Annotated in this window: 16 protein-coding genes; 13 read left to right on the top strand and 3 right to left on the bottom strand. The window is 72.5% G+C overall.

Annotation, left to right across the window (positions count from 1 at the left end):
• The first annotated feature begins 241 nt into the window (after positions 1 to 241).
• The 6 genes from iolC to ACH4FX_RS09860 all read left to right on the top strand — a co-directional run bounded on the left by iolC (position 242) and on the right by ACH4FX_RS09860 (position 7,535).
• Positions 242 to 1,294 (top strand): 5-dehydro-2-deoxygluconokinase, encoded by a 1,053-nt coding sequence (gene iolC, locus ACH4FX_RS09885; protein WP_398476971.1) that lies wholly within the window; start codon positions 242 to 244, stop codon positions 1,292 to 1,294.
• Positions 1,295 to 1,432: 138 nt separating this feature from the next.
• Positions 1,433 to 2,326 carry a deoxyribose-phosphate aldolase gene (locus tag ACH4FX_RS09880; protein ID WP_398476969.1) on the top strand — a complete coding sequence of 298 codons (894 nt, stop codon included), beginning with the start codon at positions 1,433 to 1,435 and terminating at the stop codon, positions 2,324 to 2,326.
• Positions 2,327 to 2,365: 39 nt separating this feature from the next.
• On the top strand, positions 2,366 to 3,295 hold the full coding sequence (iolB, locus tag ACH4FX_RS09875; protein WP_398476967.1) for a 5-deoxy-glucuronate isomerase: 930 nt from the start codon (positions 2,366 to 2,368) through the stop codon (positions 3,293 to 3,295).
• Positions 3,292 to 5,202 carry a 3D-(3,5/4)-trihydroxycyclohexane-1,2-dione acylhydrolase (decyclizing) gene (iolD, locus tag ACH4FX_RS09870; protein ID WP_398476965.1) on the top strand — a complete coding sequence of 637 codons (1,911 nt, stop codon included), beginning with the start codon at positions 3,292 to 3,294 and terminating at the stop codon, positions 5,200 to 5,202. The genes iolB and iolD overlap by 4 nt, the downstream gene beginning before the upstream one ends.
• A 120-nt stretch (positions 5,203 to 5,322) precedes the next feature.
• Complete coding sequence (locus ACH4FX_RS09865) at positions 5,323 to 6,816, top strand: CoA-acylating methylmalonate-semialdehyde dehydrogenase (protein WP_398476963.1); 1,494 nt, start codon at positions 5,323 to 5,325, stop codon at positions 6,814 to 6,816.
• Between the two features lie 239 nt (positions 6,817 to 7,055).
• Positions 7,056 to 7,535, top strand: coding sequence for a GNAT family N-acetyltransferase (locus ACH4FX_RS09860; RefSeq protein WP_398476961.1), 480 nt, complete (start codon positions 7,056 to 7,058; stop codon positions 7,533 to 7,535).
• Positions 7,536 to 7,601: 66 nt separating this feature from the next.
• On the opposite strand, the gene ACH4FX_RS09855 is transcribed toward ACH4FX_RS09860, so the two are convergent.
• Complete coding sequence (locus ACH4FX_RS09855) at positions 7,602 to 8,837, bottom strand: styrene monooxygenase/indole monooxygenase family protein (RefSeq protein WP_398476959.1); 1,236 nt, start codon at positions 8,835 to 8,837, stop codon at positions 7,602 to 7,604.
• A 210-nt stretch (positions 8,838 to 9,047) separates the two neighbouring features.
• On the opposite strand from ACH4FX_RS09855, the gene ACH4FX_RS09850 reads away from it, so the two are divergent.
• Positions 9,048 to 11,945 carry an alpha/beta fold hydrolase gene (locus ACH4FX_RS09850; RefSeq protein WP_398476957.1) on the top strand — a complete coding sequence of 966 codons (2,898 nt, stop codon included), beginning with the start codon at positions 9,048 to 9,050 and terminating at the stop codon, positions 11,943 to 11,945.
• 38 nt (positions 11,946 to 11,983) lie between these two features.
• Positions 11,984 to 12,862: an ABC transporter permease gene (locus tag ACH4FX_RS09845; RefSeq protein ID WP_398477062.1), complete on the top strand. Its 879-nt coding sequence runs from the start codon at positions 11,984 to 11,986 to the stop codon at positions 12,860 to 12,862.
• Positions 12,863 to 12,926: 64 nt separating this feature from the next.
• Here the strand turns inward: ACH4FX_RS09845 and ACH4FX_RS09840 are convergent, their stop codons facing one another.
• Complete coding sequence (locus ACH4FX_RS09840) at positions 12,927 to 13,433, bottom strand: nuclear transport factor 2 family protein (RefSeq protein ID WP_398476955.1); 507 nt, start codon at positions 13,431 to 13,433, stop codon at positions 12,927 to 12,929.
• A gap of 193 nt (positions 13,434 to 13,626) precedes the next feature.
• On the opposite strand from ACH4FX_RS09840, the gene ACH4FX_RS09835 reads away from it, so the two are divergent.
• A complete protein-coding gene (locus tag ACH4FX_RS09835; RefSeq protein WP_398476953.1) occupies positions 13,627 to 14,106 on the top strand; it encodes a hypothetical protein in 480 nt (159 codons plus the stop codon).
• A gap of 86 nt (positions 14,107 to 14,192) precedes the next feature.
• Here ACH4FX_RS09835 and ACH4FX_RS09830 read toward each other — a convergent pair whose 3' ends face one another.
• Positions 14,193 to 15,212, bottom strand: a complete 1,020-nt coding sequence (locus tag ACH4FX_RS09830) for an alpha/beta hydrolase (protein WP_398476951.1) — start codon at positions 15,210 to 15,212, stop codon at positions 14,193 to 14,195.
• A 435-nt stretch (positions 15,213 to 15,647) separates the two neighbouring features.
• Between ACH4FX_RS09830 and ACH4FX_RS09825 the strand changes: the two genes are divergently transcribed.
• The 4 genes from ACH4FX_RS09825 (at position 15,648) to ACH4FX_RS09810 (ending at position 20,031) form a co-directional block, all read left to right on the top strand.
• A complete protein-coding gene (locus ACH4FX_RS09825; RefSeq protein WP_398476949.1) occupies positions 15,648 to 17,903 on the top strand; it encodes an FUSC family protein in 2,256 nt (751 codons plus the stop codon).
• A gap of 203 nt (positions 17,904 to 18,106) precedes the next feature.
• Complete coding sequence (locus ACH4FX_RS09820; protein ID WP_398476947.1) at positions 18,107 to 19,186, top strand: rod shape-determining protein; 1,080 nt, start codon at positions 18,107 to 18,109, stop codon at positions 19,184 to 19,186.
• A gap of 156 nt (positions 19,187 to 19,342) precedes the next feature.
• Complete coding sequence (locus ACH4FX_RS09815) at positions 19,343 to 19,546, top strand: hypothetical protein (protein WP_398476945.1); 204 nt, start codon at positions 19,343 to 19,345, stop codon at positions 19,544 to 19,546.
• 5 nt (positions 19,547 to 19,551) lie between these two features.
• The gene (locus tag ACH4FX_RS09810; protein WP_398476943.1) at positions 19,552 to 20,031 is read left to right on the top strand and encodes a DUF4288 domain-containing protein; all 480 of its coding nucleotides are present in this window, start codon (positions 19,552 to 19,554) and stop codon (positions 20,029 to 20,031) included.
• Positions 20,032 to 20,505 lie beyond the last annotated feature (474 nt).

Below are 20,505 nucleotides of genomic sequence, written 5' to 3'. Positions count from 1 at the left end.
CGCGGGGCTGGGTTGTGGGGCACAGCCTCCATCCCGGTCAGGAGAGTGTCAAGACTTCGTCCTGACATAAGGACTTAAGGACTTTGTAACTCGCGAGTACGGTGCAGCGGCGCCTCCGGAGGGGCGAGGGGAGGGCGGTGCGGCCGAGATGCTTCCAACGTCAGAATGTAAGGACAAAGTGTTGACAGTGTCTCGGGAACCCGGTTAGACCTGTGGTCAGCGACGAACCGAAGGGGCGCACATGAGCGAGCCGCGGCAGACCGGAGAGACCGGACGCACGGGCGGGAACGGCCCGGCCCGGCAGTCCGGCCCGTACGACCTGATCACCCTCGGCCGCATCGGCGTGGACATCTACCCGTTGCAGACCGGCGTTCCGCTGTCCCGGGTCGAGACGTTCGGGAAGTTCCTCGGCGGCTCGGCCACCAACGTCGCGGTCGCCGCCGCCCGGCTGGGGCGGCGTACCGCGGTCATCAGCCGCACCGGCCGCGACCCGTTCGGCGACTACGTCCACGACGCGCTGCGCGACTTCGGGGTGGACGACCGCTGGGTGACGCCCGTGGCGGAGTACCCGACGCCCGTCACCTTCTGCGAGATCTTTCCGCCGGACGACTTCCCGCTGTACTTCTACCGCCGTCCCAAGGCCCCCGACCTGGTCATCCACCCCGGCGAGGTGGACCACGACGCCGTACGGGCCGCCCGTATCTTCTGGATGACCGGGACCGGCCTGTGCGAGGAGCCCAGCCGCGGCGCCACCCTCGACGCGCTCCGGGCCCGTGCCAAGTCGGGGCCCACCGTCTTCGACCTGGACTGGCGGCCGATGTTCTGGGGCGGTGAGGGCGGCGCGTCCGGCGACGGCGGCGCCACCGGGGCCGCGGCGATGGCCACGGCCCGCCCGTACTACGAGGCAGCGCTCGCGCACGCCACCGTCGCCGTCGGCAACGTCGACGAAGCCGAGGTCGCCACCGGAGTCCGCGAACCGAAGCGGTGCGCACAGGCCCTGCTGGACATGGGCGTCGAACTGGCCGTCATCAAGCAGGGCCCCAAAGGCGTCCTCGCCGTGCACCGCGACGGCCGCACCGCCGAAGTGCCGCCCACCCCCGTCGAGGTCGTCAACGGCCTGGGCGCCGGGGACGCCTTCGGCGGCGCGCTCTGCCACGGGCTGCTGTCCGGCTGGGAGCTGGAGCCGATGATGCGGTACGCCAACGCCGCCGGCGCGATCGTCGCGTCCCGGCTGGCCTGCTCGTCCGCCATGCCGACGCGCGACGAGGTCGAGGAGTTCCTCGCCGCGCGCTGAGCGCCGGGGCCGCCCGCGGTCCGTACGGCCGCCCTCTCCCGGTGTCACCGGACGTCCGCCCCGCCGAGTGCCCGACCGGGTGTGCCCCGCCCGGCGGCCACCCGTACGAACCCGTCCCACCAGAAGGTGAGAACCGCCTTGACCACTCGGATCTCCGACATCGTGACGCTGCGGGCCCGGCACCCGAAAGCGGTCGCGGAGGCCGCGGCGCGCCGTACCCGCCGCCCCCTGATCGGCGACAGCGGCCGGCTGATGATCATCGCGGCCGACCACCCGGCGCGCGGCGCGCTCGCCGTCGGCGACCGCAAGCTGGCCATGGCCAACCGCGTCGACCTGCTGGAACGGCTGTGCCTGGCGCTGTCGCGCCCCGGGGTGGACGGCGTGCTCGCCACCGCGGACATCCTGGAGGACCTGCTCCTGCTCGGCGCCCTGGAGGACAAGGTCGTCATGGGCTCCATGAACCGGGGCGGCATCGCCGGCGCCGCCTTCGAGATGGACGACCGGTTCACCGGTCACCGCCCGCAGGACATCGCCCGGCTGCGCTTCGACGCCGGCAAGCTGCTGCTCCGTATCGACTACGAGGACCCCGGTTCGCTGGCCACCCTGGAGTCCACGGCGCGCGCGATCGACGCCATGGCGGAACGGGAGCTGCCCGTCTTCGTGGAACCGTTCCTCTCGCGCCGGGTGGACGGCAAGGTCGTCAACGACCTGAGCGCGGAGGCCGTCACCAAGTCCGTCGCCATCGCCTCCGGACTGGGCGGCACCTCCGCGTACACCTGGCTGAAACTGCCGGTGACCGACGACCCCGACGCCATGGCGCAGGTCTGTGAGACCTCGACGCTGCCGACCGTGCTGCTCGGGGGCGACATCAAGGGCACCGCCGCGGACCAGGAAGCGGCGTACGAGAAGTGGCGCAAGGCGCTGCGGCTGCCGACCGTGCAGGGACTGGTGGCGGGCCGGTCGCTGCTCTATCCGGCCGACGGGGACGTGACGGCGGCCGTGGACACCGCCGTTTCGCTGCTCCAGCGGTAGGCGCGGTAACTGTCAGTGGTCAGGAGGAGACTTGCAGGCATGACGAGCGAACTGCGGAACACCACCGGTTTCCACCTCAGGGCCGGCCAAGCGGCCGACGGCCCGTACGAGTCGGTCATCACACCGGAGACGGCGGGCTGGGGATATTCCTCCCTGCGCGTGCTGCGGCTGCCGCCCGGCGGGAGCCACACGTTCACCACCGGCGACAGCGAGTGGATCGTGCTGCCCCTGAACGGCGGTTGTACGGTCACGGCCGACGGCGGCGCGCCCTTCGAACTGGCCGGGCGCAAGGACGTGTTCAGCGGGGTCACGGACTTCGCGTACGTACCGAGAGACGCCGAGGTGGAGATCGGCAGCGCGGCCGGCGGCCGGTTCGCGCTGACCGGCGCCCGCTGCACGCGCCGGCTGCCCGCCCGCTACGGCCCCGCGAGCGGCGTGCCCGTGGAACTGCGCGGTACGGGCGCCTGCTCGCGCCAGGTCAACAACTTCGGCGCGGCCGGCGTCTTCGAGTGCGACAAGCTCATCGCCGTCGAGGTGCTCACCCCCGGCGGCAACTGGTCCTCCTACCCGCCCCACAAACACGACGAGTGCCGGCCGGGCGAGGAGAGCGAACTGGAAGAGATCTACTACTTCGAGATCGCCCCCGCCCACGGCACCGAAGGACTCGGCTACCAGCGCGTCACCCCCTCCGGAAACGGGCGCGGTACGGACGTGCTCGCCGAGGTCCGCAGCGGCGACGCCGTCCTGATCCCCGACGGCTGGCACGGCCCGTCCATCGCCGCCCCGGGACACGACATGTACTACCTCAACGTGATGGCGGGGCCGGGCGAGGAGCGTGCCTGGCTGATCTGCGACCACCCCGACCACGGCTGGATCCGCGGCACCTGGCCCGAGCGGCCCGTGGACCCCCGTCTGCCCCTGTACCAAGCCCCCGAAGCCCCTGACGCCCCCGCGGGAGACCCACGATGACCACTCGACGCCTTACGGTGGCGCAGGCCCTGGTCGAGTTCCTGGCCCACCAGTACACGGAGCGGGACGGCGCCGCGGCCTCCGGCGGGCAGGCCGGCGCGCCCGCCCGGCACCGCCTGATCAACGCCTGCTGGGGCATCTTCGGGCACGGCAACGTGGCCGGCATCGGCCAGGCCCTCCTGGAGTCCGGCCCGGACACGATGCCCTACCTCCAGGGCCGCAACGAGCAGGCCATGGTGCACGCCGCGGTCGGCTACGCCCGGCAGTGCGACCGCCTGTCCGCGCACGCCGTCACGACCTCCATCGGCCCCGGCGCCACCAACCTCGTCACCGGCGCGGCCCTGGCCACGGTCAACCGCCTCCCGGTGCTGCTGCTGCCCGGTGACACCTTCGCCACCCGGCCCGCCGACCCCGTGCTCCAGCAGCTCGAAGTCCCGTACGCGGGCGATGTGTCGGTCAACGACGCCCTGCGCCCGGTCTCCCGCTACTTCGACCGGATCACCCGCCCCGAAGCCCTGATCCCGGCCGCCCTCCAGGCCATGCGGGTGCTCGCCGACCCCGTGGAGACCGGCGCCGTCACGCTCGCACTGCCGCAGGACGTACAGGCCGAGGCGTACGACTGGCCCGAGGAGTTCTTCGCCGACCGTGTGTGGCGGGTGCCCCGCCCCGCGCCCGACGCCGCCGCGCTGGCGGAGGCCGTACGGGCGGTCCGGGCCGCCGAGCGGCCGCTGATCATCGCGGGCGGCGGCGTCCACCACAGCGCGGCCGAGGACGCGCTCTGCGCCCTCGCCGACGCCACCGGCATCCCCGTCGCCTCCACCCAGGCCGGCAAGGGCTCGCTGCGCCACGACCACCCCGCCGACGTGGGCGGCATCGGCCACACCGGCACGGCCACGGCCGACGCGCTGGCCCGCCGCGCCGACCTCGTCCTGGGCGTCGGCACCCGCTACACGGACTTCACCACCGCCTCCGCCACCCTCTTCGCCTCGCCCGGCGTCCGCTTCGTCAACCTGAACATCGCCTCCTTCGACGCCCACAAGCTCGCCGCGACCTCCCTGGTCGCCGACGCCCGCGCCGGACTGCAAGCGCTTACCGAGGCCCTGTCCGGACACCGCGTCGCACCGGCTTACGAGGAGGAGTACGGCGCCGCCAAGGCCCGCTGGGAAGCCCTCGTCGACGCCGCCTACGCCGCGCCCGACGACTCCGTACGCCCCTCCCAGACCCAGGTCCTCGGCGCGCTGGACGCCACCGTCGGCGAGCAGGACGTGGTCATCAACGCCGCCGGCTCGCTCCCCGGCGACCTGCACAAACTGTGGCGGGCCCGGTCGCGCCGCCAGTACCACCTGGAGTACGGCTACTCCTGCATGGGTTACGAGATCCCCGCCGCCATCGGCGTCCGGCTCGCCGCGCGCGACCGTCCCGTATGGGCCCTGGTCGGTGACGGCACGTACCTGATGATGCCCACCGAGATCGTCACCGCGGTCCAGGAAGGCATCAACATCAACATCGTGCTGCTCCAGAACCACGGCTACGCGTCCATCGGCGGCCTCTCCGAGCAGACCGGCGCCGAACGCTTCGGCACGGCCTACCGCCACCGCGCCGCCGACGGCACGTACACCGGCGACCCGCTGCCCGTGGACCTCGCCGCCAACGCCGCGTCCCTGGGCATGCACGTCATCCGCGCCGCCACCGTCGGCGAACTGCGCGCCGCGCTCGCCGCGGCCCGCGCCGACGAGCGCCCCACATGTGTCTATGTCGAGACCGCAACGGCCGACACTGTGCCGGGCGCGCCCGACGCCCAAGCCTGGTGGGATGTCCCTGTGGCCGAGACGGCGACGCGTCCGGCGGCGGTCGAGGCCCGCAAGGAGTACGACCGGCACGCCGCCGCGCGCCGCCGCCATCTCTGACACCGCACAACCGCAGCCGCACGACCTCCCGCACCGACCGCGTCCCCCGAGGGCGGCCACCGTCCTCCGGCCCCCGACCCCGCTTCTCCCTCCACCGCCGTAACCGAGAAAGGCCCCCGCATGAAGACCATCAACCACTGGATCGGCGGCAAGCCCGTCGAGGGTGTCTCCGGCTCCTTCGGCCCGGTCTACAACCCCGCGACCGGTGCCCAGGAGAAGCAGGTCGCCTTCGCCTCCGTGGACGAGGTGGACGCCGCCGTGGCCGCCGCCAAGGAGGCGTACCGCACCTGGGGCACCAGCTCGCTGGCGAAGCGCACGGCCGTGCTGTTCGCCTACCGCGAGCTGATCGACGCGCACCGCGAGGAACTCGCCGCGCTGATCACCGCCGAACACGGCAAGGTGCACAGCGACGCGCTCGGCGAGGTCGCCCGCGGCCTGGAGATCGTCGAGCTGGCCTGCGGCATCCCGCAGCAGCTGAAGGGCGAGCTGTCCACCCAGGTCTCCACCCGCGTGGACGTGGCCGCGATCCGACAGTCGCTCGGCGTCGTCGCCGGCATCACGCCGTTCAACTTCCCGGCGATGGTGCCGATGTGGATGTTCCCGCTGGCCGTCGCCTGCGGCAACACCTTCGTCCTCAAGCCCAGCGAGAAGGTGCCGTCCGCCGCCCTCAAGCTGGCCGAGCTGGCCGCCGAGGCGGGCCTGCCGGACGGCGTGCTCAACATCGTCAACGGCGACAAGGTCGCGGTGGACCGCATCCTGGAGCACCCGGACATCGCCGCGGTCTCCTTCGTCGGCTCCACCCCCATCGCCCGCTACATCCACACCACCGGCACGGCCAACGGCAAGCGCGTCCAGGCCCTCGGCGGCGCCAAGAACCACATGCTGGTCCTGCCCGACGCCGACCTGGACCTGGCCGCCGACTCCGCGATCAACGCCGCATACGGCTCGGCCGGCGAGCGCTGCATGGCGATCTCCGTCGTGGTGGCCGTCGGCGACACCGCCGACCCGCTGATCGACAAGATCAAGGAGCGGGCCGCGGCACTGACCATCGGCCCCGGCGACGACCCGGCCTCCGAGATGGGCCCGCTCATCACCAAGGCCCACCGCGACAAGGTCGCCTCGTACGTGACCGGCGCCGCGGCCCAGGGCGCGGACGTGGTGATCGACGGTACGGGCCACACGGTCCCCGGCCACGAGAACGGCCACTGGATCGGCGTCTCGCTGCTCGACAACGTCACGCCCGAGATGGACGCCTACCGCGACGAGATCTTCGGCCCCGTGCTGTCCGTCGTCCGCGTGGCCACCTACGACGAGGCCATCTCCCTGATGAACTCCTCGCCGTGGGGCAACGGCACCGCCATCTTCACCCGGGACGGCGGCGCCGCCCGCCGCTTCCAGCTGGAGGTCGAGGCCGGCATGGTCGGCGTGAACGTACCGATCCCGGTGCCGGTCGGCTACCACTCCTTCGGCGGCTGGAAGGACTCGCTCTTCGGCGACCACCACATCTACGGCAACGACGGCATCCACTTCTACACCCGCGGCAAGGTCGTCACGACCCGCTGGCCCGACCCGTCCGACGGCGGCATCAACCTGGGCTTCCCGACGTCCTCGTGACGATGTTCTCGTGACGTCGTCCGCCGCACCGGCCCCCGTCGGCTGCCGCCGCGTGGGCCCGTCCCTCCTCGCCCGCCCACGGCGAGGAGGGACGGCGGCCCGCCGTTCACCGCCGTCACGGAAAACCCGCTGTAATACCTGGGAACCGTTCGGGCCGGATGGCGCATGATGCTGCGTATGAATGACGAACAACAGCCCATGGGTGCTGTGAAGATGCTCCGTGCAGTGGCGGGTGCCCCATGACAGGTGCCCCGGTCATCCGCCACGCGGTGCGTACGGACCTGGCGGAGGTGGTCGCGCTTGCCGCGGAGCACGCCGCGTACGAGCGGGCCGTGCCGCCCGCCGCCGATCTGGAGGACCGGCTCGCGGACGCGCTCTTCGGGGCGCGCCCGCCGTGGCTGCGCTGTCTGGTCGCCGAACTGTCCGGCGGCGAGCTCGCCGGATACGCCACCTGTGCGACGGCCTTCGACACCTGGCAGGGCCGCGAGTACCTGCACCTGGACTGCCTCTACCTGCGCGCCGAGCACCGCGGCCTCGGGCTCGGCGCCCTGCTGGTCGAGGCGGTCATCGCCGAGGGCAAGGCGCTGGGCGTGGCGGAGATGCAGTGGAACACGCCCGACTGGAATGCCGGAGCGATCCGCTTCTACGACCGGTTCGGCGCGACACGCAAGGACAAGAAACGTTTCACGCTGGCGTTGGAGCCGACCGGCAGGAGCTGAGAGCCGGGTGTCCGGCCCCCCAACCGGGCACCTGCCGCAGGCCGGCGGACCGCCGGCGGTGACGCGTCAGACCCTGGCGCCGGCGGTGGCCAGATAGGCGTCCGCGTCGGCCGCCGTCATCAGCCAGCCGTGGTAGTCCGCGGGATCGGCGTAGCCGTTGACGAAGCGGTGGGCCACGGCGGGGTTGTCGACGGCAGCCGCCAGCAGGCGCTGGACGTGCTGCGGCAGCGGTTCCAGCATCAGGTTGGTGAACTCGGTGACCTGCCGGGCATAGCGCCAGAACGCGGCGAAGGCCCCGCGCATCCACTCCGGATCGAAAGGCGCGTCGCCACGCTCCAGTATCGCGCCCAGGTAGGCGGACGCGCCGAAGGCCGCGGTGTTCGCCCCCTGACCGGTGATCGGGTCGTTGGTGACGACCGTGTCCGCCATCCCCAGGACGTAGGTGTCCGGCGCGACTTCGGCGACCGGATGCCGGACGGTGGGCGTGATCGCTCCGTACAGTGTCGCGCCCGCGTCCGTGGGCACGGCGTCCTTGCACAGCTCGTACTCACCCGGTGCGTACGTACGCAGCAGAGCGAGCGCGCGGGCCACACAGCCGCCGGGCGACGGCTGGTCGTGCCAGCAGTCGAACGGCCCGCCGGGCAGCGCCTCGAACAGCAGGATGCCGCACGGCCCGCCCGTCGTCAGCGCCGGCAGGACGAACACCTCGCCCGCTCCCGCCACCACATTGGTCCGCATCTGCGGGCCCGGGTGGTCGGCGGGCGCCGCGATGCCGTGCACGTAGACGCAGGCGAGGGTGCGCTGCGGGCGGTCGAAGGGGCAATACAGCGCGTTGCGCGCGAAGAGCCGGGTCAGGTCGCCGCGGCCGGAGGCCACGATGGTCAGGTCGTGTTCGGCCGCCAGCGCGGGCAGCGTGGCGGGGGAGACGGGGCCGTACCGGACGCGGCCGCCCCTGGCCTCGTACAGGACGAGCCAGTCGGCCATCTTCACCCGCTGGTCGACGGAGTGCGGCAGTTCGTCGAACGGGCCGGTGAACGTCAGCGCGGACTTGCCGGGCGGGTCCCACACCGTGACCCGCAGTGCGCTCGCGCCGGGCGCGGCGGCGTCCCAAAGATTCAGTCCGGCGGCCCGTTCCAGGCGGCGTGCGGGGCCGAACATCAGCTGCGACGACATCACCCGCCCCGTGCGGATCTCACGCGCCGTACGGTCGGTGACCAGTGTGACGTCATAACCGGCGGCCAGGAGCGTCAGGGCCAGATGCAGCCCCGCCTGCCCCGCGCCGACGATGGCGATCCTGCGCATTGCCGCCTCCCCTGGGCCGACCCGGCCCGCCCCACATCGTCTTTTGTAGCGGCGCCTCTGTGCGGTGTACAGAGGGCCACGGGGCGCACGGGCGCGTTGCGCGTACTGCGGGCGCGGTATGTACGGCGGCGCCCGTACTGCCGGGGGAGGTGCGCGGGTTCGCCCCGGCGGCCCGGTGTTCCGCCGCGCGGCGTCCTTAGGATTCACGGTATGACTTTCCGACTCCGCGGACGGCGGCTGTACGCGACGGTGGCCGTGCTCGCCGTGCTCGCCGGGTCCGGTACGTGGGCGGCCGTCGCCGCGGACGATCCGCCCGCCGTGCACCGGGAGGACCGGGCGTTCAGCATGCCCGAGCGTTCCGGTGGCGGTGGCGGTGGCGGTGGCGGCGGCGAAGGCGAGGCCGCCGGCGACAGTACGGCACCGGCGGCCGGCCAGGACGAGGTCCGGATCGACACGTCCTTCTTCACCGCCGGCGGCACCGGCCCCCGGCCCGCCGTCCTCCTGGGGCACGGCTTCGGCGGCAGCAAGGAGTCCGTCCGCGCGCAGGCCGAGCAGCTGGCGCGCGACGGGTACGCCGTGCTGACGTGGTCGGCGCGCGGCTTCGGCAAGTCGACCGGGAAGATCGGCCTGAACGACCCGGACCGGGAGGTGGCCGACGTACGCCGGCTGATCGACTGGCTGGCCACGCGGCCCGAGGTACGGCTCGACGGCAAGGGCGATCCACGGGTCGGTGTCGCCGGAGGCTCGTACGGCGGGGCGATCGCGCTGCTGGCGGCCGGGTACGACAAGCGGGTCGACGCGATCGCCCCGCAGATCACGTACTGGAATCTGGCCGACGCGCTGTTCCCCAACGGCGTGTTCAAGAAGCTGTGGGCCGGCATGTTCTTCTCCACCGGATCGACGGATGCGGCCGGGACGGGCGGCGTGAACGCCGGTTCCGGGAACGGTGCGACCGGGAACGGCGCCTCCGGCGGTGGCGGTGGCGGTGCGCGTGAGGACGAGGGCGGCAGCGGCACCGGACCGGGTACCGGCGGCAGCGGAAGATCCGCTTCCGGCGCCGCGGGGCGGGACGCCGCCGACGGCTGCGGCCGGTTCGAGCGGCAGCTGTGCGAGATGTACGAGCGGGTCGCCGTCTCCGGCAAGCCCGACGCCGCCGCCCGCGAACTGCTCGAAGCCCGCAGCCCCGTCGCCGTCGCGGACCGGATCAAGGTTCCGGCGCTCATCATGCAGGGCCGGACCGATTCGCTGTTCCCGCTCGGCCAGGCCGACGCGATGTACCGGGCGCTCCGCAAGAACGGCGCACCCGTCTCAGTCGACTGGCTCGCCGGCGGACACGACGGCGGCGACCGCGAGTCCGGCCGCGTCGCGGACCGTACGAAGGCGTGGTTCGACCGCTATCTGAAGGGCGACGAGCACGCGGACACCGGACCCGCCTTCCGCATCAGCCGCGGCGGGGGCGTGGACTCCACCAACGGCGCCGCCCGGCTGCGCGGCGCGAGCGCCGACGGTTATCCCGGCCTTGCCAACGATCCGCGTCCGGTCCGTCTGACCGGCCGCGAGCAGCGCTTCGGCAACCCGGCCGGTGCGAGCCCGCCGTCCATCTCCACGGTGCCCGGCGTCGGTGCCCTCAACAGCCTGTCCAGCGTCGGCGCCGGGCTTTCCCTCGACTCCCCGGGGCAGTACGCCCGTTTCGAATCGCGCCCGCTCACCGAACCGCTGCGTGTCACCGGCGCGCCGACGGCCCGCGTACGCCTCAGCGCGACCACCGACGAGGCGGTGGTCTTCGCCAAGGTGTACGACGTCGGACCGAACGGCAGCAGCCGGCCGGTGCTGCCCGCCGGACTCGCCGAGCCGTACCGCGTCACCGGCGTCAAGGCGGGCAAGAGCGTCGAACTGCGGATGCCCGCCATCGACCACGAGTTCGCGGCCGGGCACCGGCTGCGTCTGGTCCTCTCCTCGACGGACCTCGCGTACGCCTCGCCCGCCGAGCCCGCCACGTACACCGCCTCCCTGGAGGGTGACGGCGTACTGAGCGTGCCGACCGCGCCCGCGGTCGAGAGCGCCGCGACACCGCTGCCCGTGTGGACCTGGGCGCTGCCCGCCGCCGGCGCGGTCATCGCCGTCCTCCTGCTGCTCGTCGGCCGGCGGCGGACCGCGGCCGGCGCCCCCGACCCGGATCTCGCGGACGTCCCGCTCCAGATCACCGGCCTGACCAAGCGGTACGCCAGGTCCGCCGACCGGTACGCCGTACAGGACCTCTCCTTCCGCGTCGAGAAGGGCCAGGTGCTCGGCCTGCTCGGCCCGAACGGCGCGGGCAAGACCACCACCCTGCGCATGCTGATGGGCCTGATCGGGCCGGACGCCGGTGAGATCCGCGTGTTCGGGCACGCGATCCGGCCGGGCGCGCCGGTGCTGTCGCGGGTCGGCGCGTTCGTCGAGGGCGCCGGTTTCCTGCCGCACCTGTCCGGGCGCGCCAACCTCGACCTGTACTGGCGGGCCACCGGACGCCCGGCCGAGGACGCGCACATCGACGAGGCCCTGGAGATCGCCGGGCTGGGCGACGCGCTGCAGCGTGCCGTCCGCACCTACTCGCAGGGCATGCGGCAGCGCCTGGCCATCGCACAGGCCATGCTCGGCCTGCCGGACCTGCTCATCCTGGACGAGCCGACCAACGGACTCGACCCGCCGCAGATCCGCGAGATGCGGGACGTGATGATCCGGTACGCGGCCGGCGGCCGTACCGTGATCGTCTCCAGCCACCTGCTGGCCGAGGTCGAACAGACCTGCACGCATCTGGTCGTCATGGACCGCGGCCGGCTCGTCCAGGCGGGCCCGGTCGCCGACATCGTCGGCACCGGCGACACCCTGCTCGTCGGGGTGACCGACGGAACGCCGCTGTCCGACGTCCTCCTGGAGAAGGTGGCCGCGCTGCCCGGCGTGGCCGCCGCCGACCGGGCCGACGAGGGTCTGCTCGTCACGCTGGACGGCACAACCGGCACGCCCGAGCTGCTGCCGGAACTGCTCCGGCTGGAGATCCCGGTGGCCCGCATCGGCCCCCACCGACGCCTTGAGGACGCCTTCCTCACCATGATCGGAGGTGACCGGTGACCACCGTCACCGAGCCCGGCACCGGCGGACGGCCCCCGCTGCCCGGCAGGCCCGCGGGCGCGTCCGTACCCGGCGCGCCGCACGCCCCCGGCTACCGCCCGCACCGCACCCTCCCGCTGCGCGTCGAAGCGCTGCGCCAGCTCAAACGGCGCCGCACGTTCGTCATCGCGGCGATCCTGGCGGTGCTGCCGTTCGTCCTGGTCGCGGCCTTCGCGATCGGCGGCGACCCGGGCGGCCGCAGCAACCGGATCACGCTGATGGACACCGCCACCGCGTCCGGGGCCAACTTCACCGCGACCGTGCTGTTCGTCTCGGCCGGCTTCCTGCTGGTCGTCCCGGTGGCGCTGTTCTGCGGGGACACGGTCGCGTCGGAGGCGAGCTGGTCCTCGCTGCGCTACCTGCTGGCGGCGCCGGTCCCGCGCACCCGGCTGCTGCTCAGCAAGCTCACCGTCGCGCTGCTGTTCAGCGCGGCGGCGATGGTGCTGCTGCCGCTGGTCGCGCTCGCCGTGGGCACGGCCGCGTACGGATGGGGGCCGCTCCAACTACCCACCGGCGGCGCGCTGGCGGCGGGCGACGCCCTGCCCCGCCTCGCCCTGGCCGTCGCCTTCATCTTCGTCAGCCAGCTGGTCACCGCGGCGCTCGCCTTCTGGCTGTCCACGGTGACGGACGCGCCGCTGGGCGCGGTCGGCGGGGCGGTCGGCCTGACCATCGTCGGCAATGTGCTCGACCAGGTCACCGCCCTGGACCAGTGGCGCGACTTCCTCCCGGCCCACTGGCAGTTCGCCTGGGCCGACGCCCTCCAGCCCCAGCTGGACACCACGGGCATGCTCCAGGGCGCGGCGGTGTCGGTGGCGTACGCGTTGGTGCTGTTCGCGCTGGCGTTCCGGGGGTTCGGGAGGAAGGACATCGTGTCGTAGGAGGCGGTGCGGAGGGTTTCGGGGCGGGGCGCCGGTCAGGCCGGATGGCCGATCGCCGGGCCGTTCAGGCCTCCGCTCCACGGCCGCAGACTTCCCCGACCGCCTCACGGCCGCAGGTCTCCGCCACCGCCGCCGGGTCCCAGTAGAACGGCCGGACCTCGCGGATCCGGCCCTCCCGTACGGTCATCAGCTGCACGATCGTGGTGGTCAGCACACGGCCCGTGGCGCGGGCCGTGAACCGTACCCGGCTGGTGACGACGACCTCTTCCCCGTCCACCGACTGCCGCTGCTCCAGGAATTCCATCGACCTCCAGAGCCTCCCCATCACGGCCATGAACCGTTCCATGCCCGCCGGGCCGCGCCATTCACCGGCGTACGGCAGGCCGGGGGACTGGTGAAGGACGACGTCCGGGGCCAGGCAGGCGGCGAGGGCGGAGAAATCCGCCCGGCCGGGACCGCCCGCCGCGACATAGGCGCGCTCCGCCTCGTAGAACCGCTCCAGTACGGCGCGGGTGCGGGCGCTGTCGTCTCCGGATGCGTACGGGGGCGTGCTCGCGTCGTGGTGTGTCATGGCGCCAGCCAAGCGCCCGCGGCCGACCGGTACCGGCGGAAATACGCCGTCGCGTTCCCGGGCGGCGGGGACCGTTGGGCCGCCCGGGTGACGTGGCGCGGTGCCGCGCAACCGTGGGGCGGCCCCGGTTGTCTCAGTCGGTGAAGACCGGCAATGCGCACAAAGAACAGAAGTCGGAAGTCGAGGACATCTCATGCTCCGTCATGCTTCGCGCACCACCGCCATCGCCACCGCCACCGCCGTCGCTCTCGGCCTCACCCTGACCGCCGCGTCCGCCGTTCCGGCTGCCGCCGCCCCGAGCACCTCCATACAGAAGTCCCGGGCAGACCTGCGCACCGACCCGAACGGCCGCTACACCGCCGAGGAGATCCGCCGCTTCCTGGCCTCCTTCTACGGAAAGCACGGCCCGAACGCCTGGCAGCGCGAGCACCAGGTCTCCGCCGAGCTCAAGAAGAAGGCCGCCGAGACACCCGACTACGACCTGCTGCTGTGTGCCCAGAACTCGCCGCGCAACATCTCCGTCGGCAAGGTCACCACCGCACAGTCCGCAAGGGTCGGCTGGGCAACCATCACCACGTACTGGAGCGGCAACCGCAAGGAGCACTTCACCGCGTACGTCGACCTGGACGCCACGCGGCCCATCGAATTGCTGGACGTTTCCTGCTCAGTGTGAGGCACGGGGACGAGGAGGAGGGGACACGATGCGGTGGGCGGCGCGGGGGAGAGGCAGGACCACTCCACTCGCAGGGGAGAGCGGGGCTACTCCGCCGGCCCCTGCATGTGCGCGCTGACCCACTGCATCGTGCCTTCCCCCATGCCCTTCACATAGGTGTCGGCGCCGTGCATGCCGCCGGCCACCATCTGCAGCCGCGTCTTCACCGGTCCGCGGCCGTACCGCGCGATGAACTTCTTGACCTTCGGCACGATCGTCGACTCCTTGGAGCCGTCCTGGAAGGCCAGGTAGACCTCGGGACCGCCCTTGTTGATCAGGCGCTGCGCCAGGACCTCGGGGTTGTTCTCCCGCTCCTCCTTGGCGTGTCCGCGCCACAGTGGTGAGTCGGGCACGATGTCGGGGCCGCTCGGTATAGCGGCTTTGAAGGTCTGCGGGTGCTGAAGAACATTCTTCAGTGCGGCGAACCCGCCGGACGACGACCCCATGATCGCCCAGCCGTCCCGGCTCTTGAGCGTACGGAAGTTCTGCCGGACGAAGTCGGGCACGTCCTCGTTCAGCCAGGTGCCCATCTTGGGCTGGCCGGGGATGTCGCTGGCGTCGTAGTACTGCTTGGCGTTGGGATTGAGCACCGGCATCACGACGATGAAGGGCAGGCTCTTGCCCTCCTTCGACCACTGCGCGAGGTTCTCCTCCAGCTTGAGGTCGCCGCCGATCCAGTAGTTGACGGGGTAGCCCTCGGCGCCGGGCAGCGCCATCAGGACCGGGAAACCCTTGTTCGCGTTCTTCTTCTCGTAGTACTCCGGCGGCGCCCACACCCAGACCTTCCCGGTGAACCCGGACTTCGGACCGTGGTAGGTGGCCACGCCGATCGGGGTGCCGTTCCCGGCGCCGCCGACCTTGCGCTGCTCCTTGAAGCTGATCGGGTTGGTGGGCATCTGGGCGAGCGAGCCCTGGCCCGGCCGGGTGGCGCCGTGCGAGCCGGACCCCGGCGTGTCGCCGAAACGCACCGGTGCGTCGTCGGAACCGCCCGAGCCGCAGCCGGCGGTGGCGGCGAGGGCGGCCAGGGTGGTCAGTACGACCACGGGGGTGAGCAGGGCTTTGCGCACGGGACCTTCTCCTTGCTGAGCGGGCCGGGGGCATCCGGCTGGTCAGCAAGAGGGAACGACCGGGTCCGGGGTTTCCCGCAGCGGCAGGTCGGGTTGCCCGCGGAAACCGGCCCACAGGGACCGACCGGCCGCTGACCTGGGCGGTTTACCCGCCACAGAAACCGGCTTTACCGTGATTTTCACGGCGAATCACTGGGGAAGGGGAGTGGGGAAGAAGTTGCGGGGGTGAACTGCTGGGGTGATTGGGGTGTCGCCAGAACGGATGCCGCCCGCGGTGCGCCCCAGAAGCGGACCCGGCCGGCCTCCGCAGCCACCCGCGCCACCACCCCGCTGCCACCGCCCCGGGCGCCTGCCCCGCCCCCACCCCCACGATCCATCCCGGAACCGGCGCCGATCATTCCGGTTCGGCGTCCCCGAATCCGTATTCTCGAAGGCATGACCTGGTCGCGAGCGCTGATGAAGACCGCCCGCTCCGGGCTGACCATCGAAAAGGCCAAGCTCACCCCGCTCATCGCGATCCGCGGCTCGGTCGGCGTCGCCATCGTCATCGGGCTGTGCCTCTACCTCGGCAGTCCCGCCCTCGCGGTCTCGTCGGCCTTCGGCGCGTTCGCCGCCGGCATCGCCACCTTCCAGCGCAGCTGGCGCCCGCGCCCCGTCCTGGCCCTCGCCGTCGCCGGCGGCCTGTCGGTCTCCACCTTCCTCGGCTACCTGGCCGCCGCGCACATCGTCGGTTTCCTGGTCCTGCTCTCCCTGTGGACCTTCCTCGCGGGCCTGGCCTGGTCGGTCGGGCCGGTCTCCGGGCTGGTCGGCACGCAGACCGTCTCGGTCATGCTCGTCACCGTCACCCTGCCGACCTCCATCCTCGGCGCGCTGGAACACGCGGCCATCATCGCGTTCGGCGGTCTCGTCCAGGCCGCGCTCATCGTGCTCTTCCCCGTACGGCCCTGGGGCGCGCAGCGTGACGCGCTGGCCGACGCGCTCGCCGCGGAGGCGGACTACGCGCGCCGGCTGCGGCACGACCCGGTCGCCCCCTTCGACCCGCAGCCGCTGATGAACGCGCGCCTCGCCTCCGCGGTGACCCCGCGTCAGGCCAAACGCCGGCCGGTCCAGCTGCACGGCCCGCGGGCGCTGGCCGAACAGGTCAGGCCGGTACTGGCCTCGCTCGCCGACCCGGTCGTCGGCGTGCCCGTCGAAGGGCCCGAAAGGGACCGGGCGCGCGAACTGCTCGGCGCGGCGGGCACCGTACTGGACGCCGTCGCGACCGCCATCCGGCGCGGCAGGCCCGTACGGCTGCCGCCCGAGGCGATGGCCACCCTCGAAATGCCACAGGACGGCGACGGACCGCGGCTGACCGGCGCCGCCCGGCGTTCCGCGCTGCGGCTGATCTCGCTCCTCGCCGACGCCGTCGAATTCACCGACGAACCCGTCCAGGCCACCCGGCCCACCACCGAAGCGGAGCGCGGGCACCTGCTGCGCCCTAGCGTGCCGAAGCTGGTGCCGGTGGCACTGCGCGCCGTACGCCGCCAGCTCCGCTGGTCCTCCCGCGTCTTCCGGCACGCGCTGCGGGTCAGCACGGTGGCCGCCGCGGGCTACCTCATCGGCCAGGCCCTGCCCTTCGGACACGGCTACTGGGCGCCGCTCGCCTCGGTGATGGTGATGCGGCCCGACTTCGGGCAGACGTACTCGCGCGGCGTCGCCCGGTTCATCGGCACCCTCGTCGGGGTCGCGGTGGGCGGCACGATCATGGGCCTCACCCACCCGAACCTGTATGTGAGCGCGGCGCTGGCGATCGTGTGCGTCCTGGCGATGTACCTGCTGATGCGTACGGGGGTCTCGGTGACCTCGGCGTGCGTCGCCGCGTACGTCGTCTTCCTGCTCGGCATCGCGGGCGCCGGCTGGGAACAGACCGTCCAGGAACGCGTCGTCCTCACCCTCGTCGGCGGACTCCTGGCCATGCTGTCCTACGCGCTCTTCCCCGCCTGGGAGACCCCGCGGCTCCGCGAACGGCTGGCTCAGTGGCTGGAGGAGAACGGCCGGTACGCCATCGCCGTGTTCGACAGCTACGCGCGGCCCGCCGAGCGCCGTCCCCGCCAGGTGCGCGAAGCCCTCCTGGACGCCCGTGCGGCCCGCGCCGCCTGGGAGGAGAGCGAATCGCGCGCCGAGAAGGAGCCGGTGCGCCACCGCGGGCTGTCGCTGAGCGCGGCGGCGTCGGCGCAGTCCGCGCTGGCCACCATGGGCCGGGTGACGATGGTTCTGGAGGCCCACCTTCCGGACAAGGAGGCGGACCCTTCACTGGGCGCCCAGGAGTTCACCGACGAACTGCGCGAGTCGCTGCCGCGCGCGGTCGAAGCCGTACGGGAGCGGCGCAGCCTGGACTGGAGCCCGCTGCGCGCCGTATGGGAGGACTGGGCGGCGCGGTCCGAGACCCGCGGAGTCGCGTTGCGCGGCGCCGAACTGCTGCTGGACGCGCTGGACGACCTGGCCGAGGCGCTGTCCCGCGGGCCGGGCGGCAAGAACCGGGCGGCTCGGGGGGCCGGGGCCGGCCGAGGGGCCAGGGAGCAGAATGGGACGGGGACCGCCGAGGGCGGAAGGGAACGGCAGGCGTCGTCCTCACCGTCGTCCCAGCTCTCCTCGTCCTCCCCCTCCCCGTCCCCCCGCTCCGAACCGCCCCCGCCCTCCCCACCGAGCTGAAAGCGCCGGGCCGGAACCGTTTGGCGGCGCCTGTAGTCTTGATAATTGCCCGCAAATGGCGCCATTGGCGAGCTTGACGAGCTCGGTGGGCTCCGCTCACCGACCGGCTCGGCGAGCCACTCGTGCCGCCCAGGGGCGCGTTGTTCGAGGGCCCCGCTTGCGGGGCCCTGTCGTCCAGTCGAGAGAGAGCAAGCGAACCTCCCATGGCGTCCAGCACTTCGTCCGGTACGTACGACATAGGCATCGACCTGGGCACGGCGAACACCCTGGTCTACTCACGCGGCAAGGGCGTCGTTCTGAACGAGCCGTCCGTCGTCGCCGTCAACGCGTCCGGCGAGGTGATCGCCGTCGGGTCGGAGGCCAAACGCACCATCGGCCGCACGCCGTCCGGCATCACCGCGATGCGCCCCCTCCAGGAGGGCGTGATCGCCGACTTCGACGCGGCCGAGCAGATGCTGCGCGCCCTGATGAAGAAGGCGCTGCCCACCCGCCGCTTCTCCAAGCCGCGGGTGGTGATCTGCGTGCCCTCCGGGATCACCGGCGTCGAGCGGCGGGCCGTCATCGACTCGGCCCGCAGCGCCGGCGCCCGTGAGGTGCACCTGATCGAGGAGCCGATGGCGGCGGCGATCGGGGCCGGGCTGCCGGTGGCCGAACCGGTCGGCTGCATGGTCGTGGACATCGGCGGCGGCACGACCGAGGTCGCCGTCGTCTCGATGGGCGGCATCGTCACCGCCCAGTCGGTACGGGTCGCGGGCGACGCGCTGGACGCGGCGATCATCTCGTACGTCAAGAAGAAGCACGCGCTGGCGATCGGCGAGCGCACCGCCGAGGAAATCAAGATCGCGATCGGCTCCGCGGCCTGGACACCGGTCGACGTGGACGAGGAGGGCGAGCCCGAGCGCCGTACGTCGTACACCGTGCGCGGCCGGGACCACGTCAGCGGGCTGCCGCGCATCCAGGAGATCACCGAGGAGGAGATCCGTTCGGCGCTCGCCGAGCCGGTGGACGCGATCGTCCAGGCCGTGCACCGCACGCTCGACGAGTGCCCGCCCGAACTCTCCGGCGACATCATCGAACGCGGCATCGCGCTCACCGGCGGCGGCGCGCTGCTGCGCGGCCTGAGCCAGCGGCTGCGCCAGGAGATGGGCGTGCCGGTGGTGGTCGCCGACAATCCGCTGGACTGCGTGGTCAACGGCACGGGCCGGTGCGTCGACGAATTCGCGTCGTTGCAGGGTCTGTTGGCCGGGGCGATGGAACAGCCGCGAAAGGCCGTACGGCTCTGAGGTGTGCGGGAGGCACACTTGAGGCGGACCGCCGGACCGCCCAACTGCCCCGCAACCGGCGCGGCGGCTTCCCACCCGCACGTCGCCGGATGCGCCGACGTGCGGTAACCGCCGGAACGGGTGAAGATGATTGCGCCGGCTGCGAGGCCGGTCACGGTGAGTAACCAGCACCTGGAGGGAACGATCATGCCGTACGGGATGGCGCTCGCGATCGATACGGGGCCGCTCCTGCCCGTACCGGGGACGACGGCCCCGCCGGCCCGCCGCGCCGCGACCGGACTGCGGCTCGCGGCCGATCCGGCGCCGGCTGCGCCCGTGCCCACCCCCGCAGACCTGTCCACATCCGGCGCCGGAAGCTGACACCCATGCTGAACCCGAAGGTCCTCCAACCGGCGGAACGGGTACGTACGGAATCCGTGCCGCCGCGCCGCTGGGCCGTCGCCCACGGCCGTTCGGCCGCAGAGGACAGCGGGCACGCCGTGGCGACCGACGCTGAACGGAAGGGCGGTCTGGCCATAGGACCGCGGCCGCACATCGCTGTGGTGCTGATGGAGTCGCCGGGCACGGGCGGCAGCGATCCGCTGTACGAGGAGAGCGTGGTCCTCATATACGCGGCGGACGAGGCGGACGCCCGGCGCCGCGCCGAACGGCGCGCCCGCTCCCGGGAGACCAGCTACCTCAACGACCGGGGCGAGACAGTGTCCTGGTGTTTCAAGCGCGTGGTGGACGTGTGCGCGGTGCTCGAAGAGGACCTGACCCAGGACGCCGACCTGTATGCGCGGCACTTCCGCGACTACGCCGCCTACGAGCGCTTCGAACCTCTGCTGTCCGGCGAGGAACTCTGACGGCTATGGCCTCGTAGGGGACTGGCCTACTGCCCGGGCGGCGCCGTCTCGGTACGCGTTTCCGGGCCCGAAACGCTGCTCTGCTCGGCGGCGCGGCGGGAGATGAAGCTTTCCAACCCGTCGAGAATGCGCTCCAGGCCGAATTCGAGCGCCTGGTCGCGAGAGCCGCCGGCCGCGGCGGACGCTACGGCGGCGGCGAGCGCGGGGGCCCAGCGTACGAAGGCGGCGGCTGGCGGACGGAGGAGCTGACAGGGACCGTATGGGGCGCGGATGGTGTCTACTTCGAGGCCATCAGCCGGGTGGACGTATCGCGTTGGTCCACGGGGCGAATAACTCTGCTCGGTGACGCGGCGTACGGCGCCACCGTCGGCGGCATGGGCACCGGGGCGGCCGTCGTGGGTGCGTACGTCCTCGCGGGCGAACTGGCCGCGTCCGGTGCGACCATGTTTAGGTGTTCGCGCGCCATGAGGAACA

Source organism: Streptomyces sp. NPDC018019 (assembly GCF_044327805.1).
Classification (GTDB): domain Bacteria; phylum Actinomycetota; class Actinomycetes; order Streptomycetales; family Streptomycetaceae; genus Streptomyces.
This window is presented reverse-complemented; position numbering and strand designations above follow the sequence as displayed.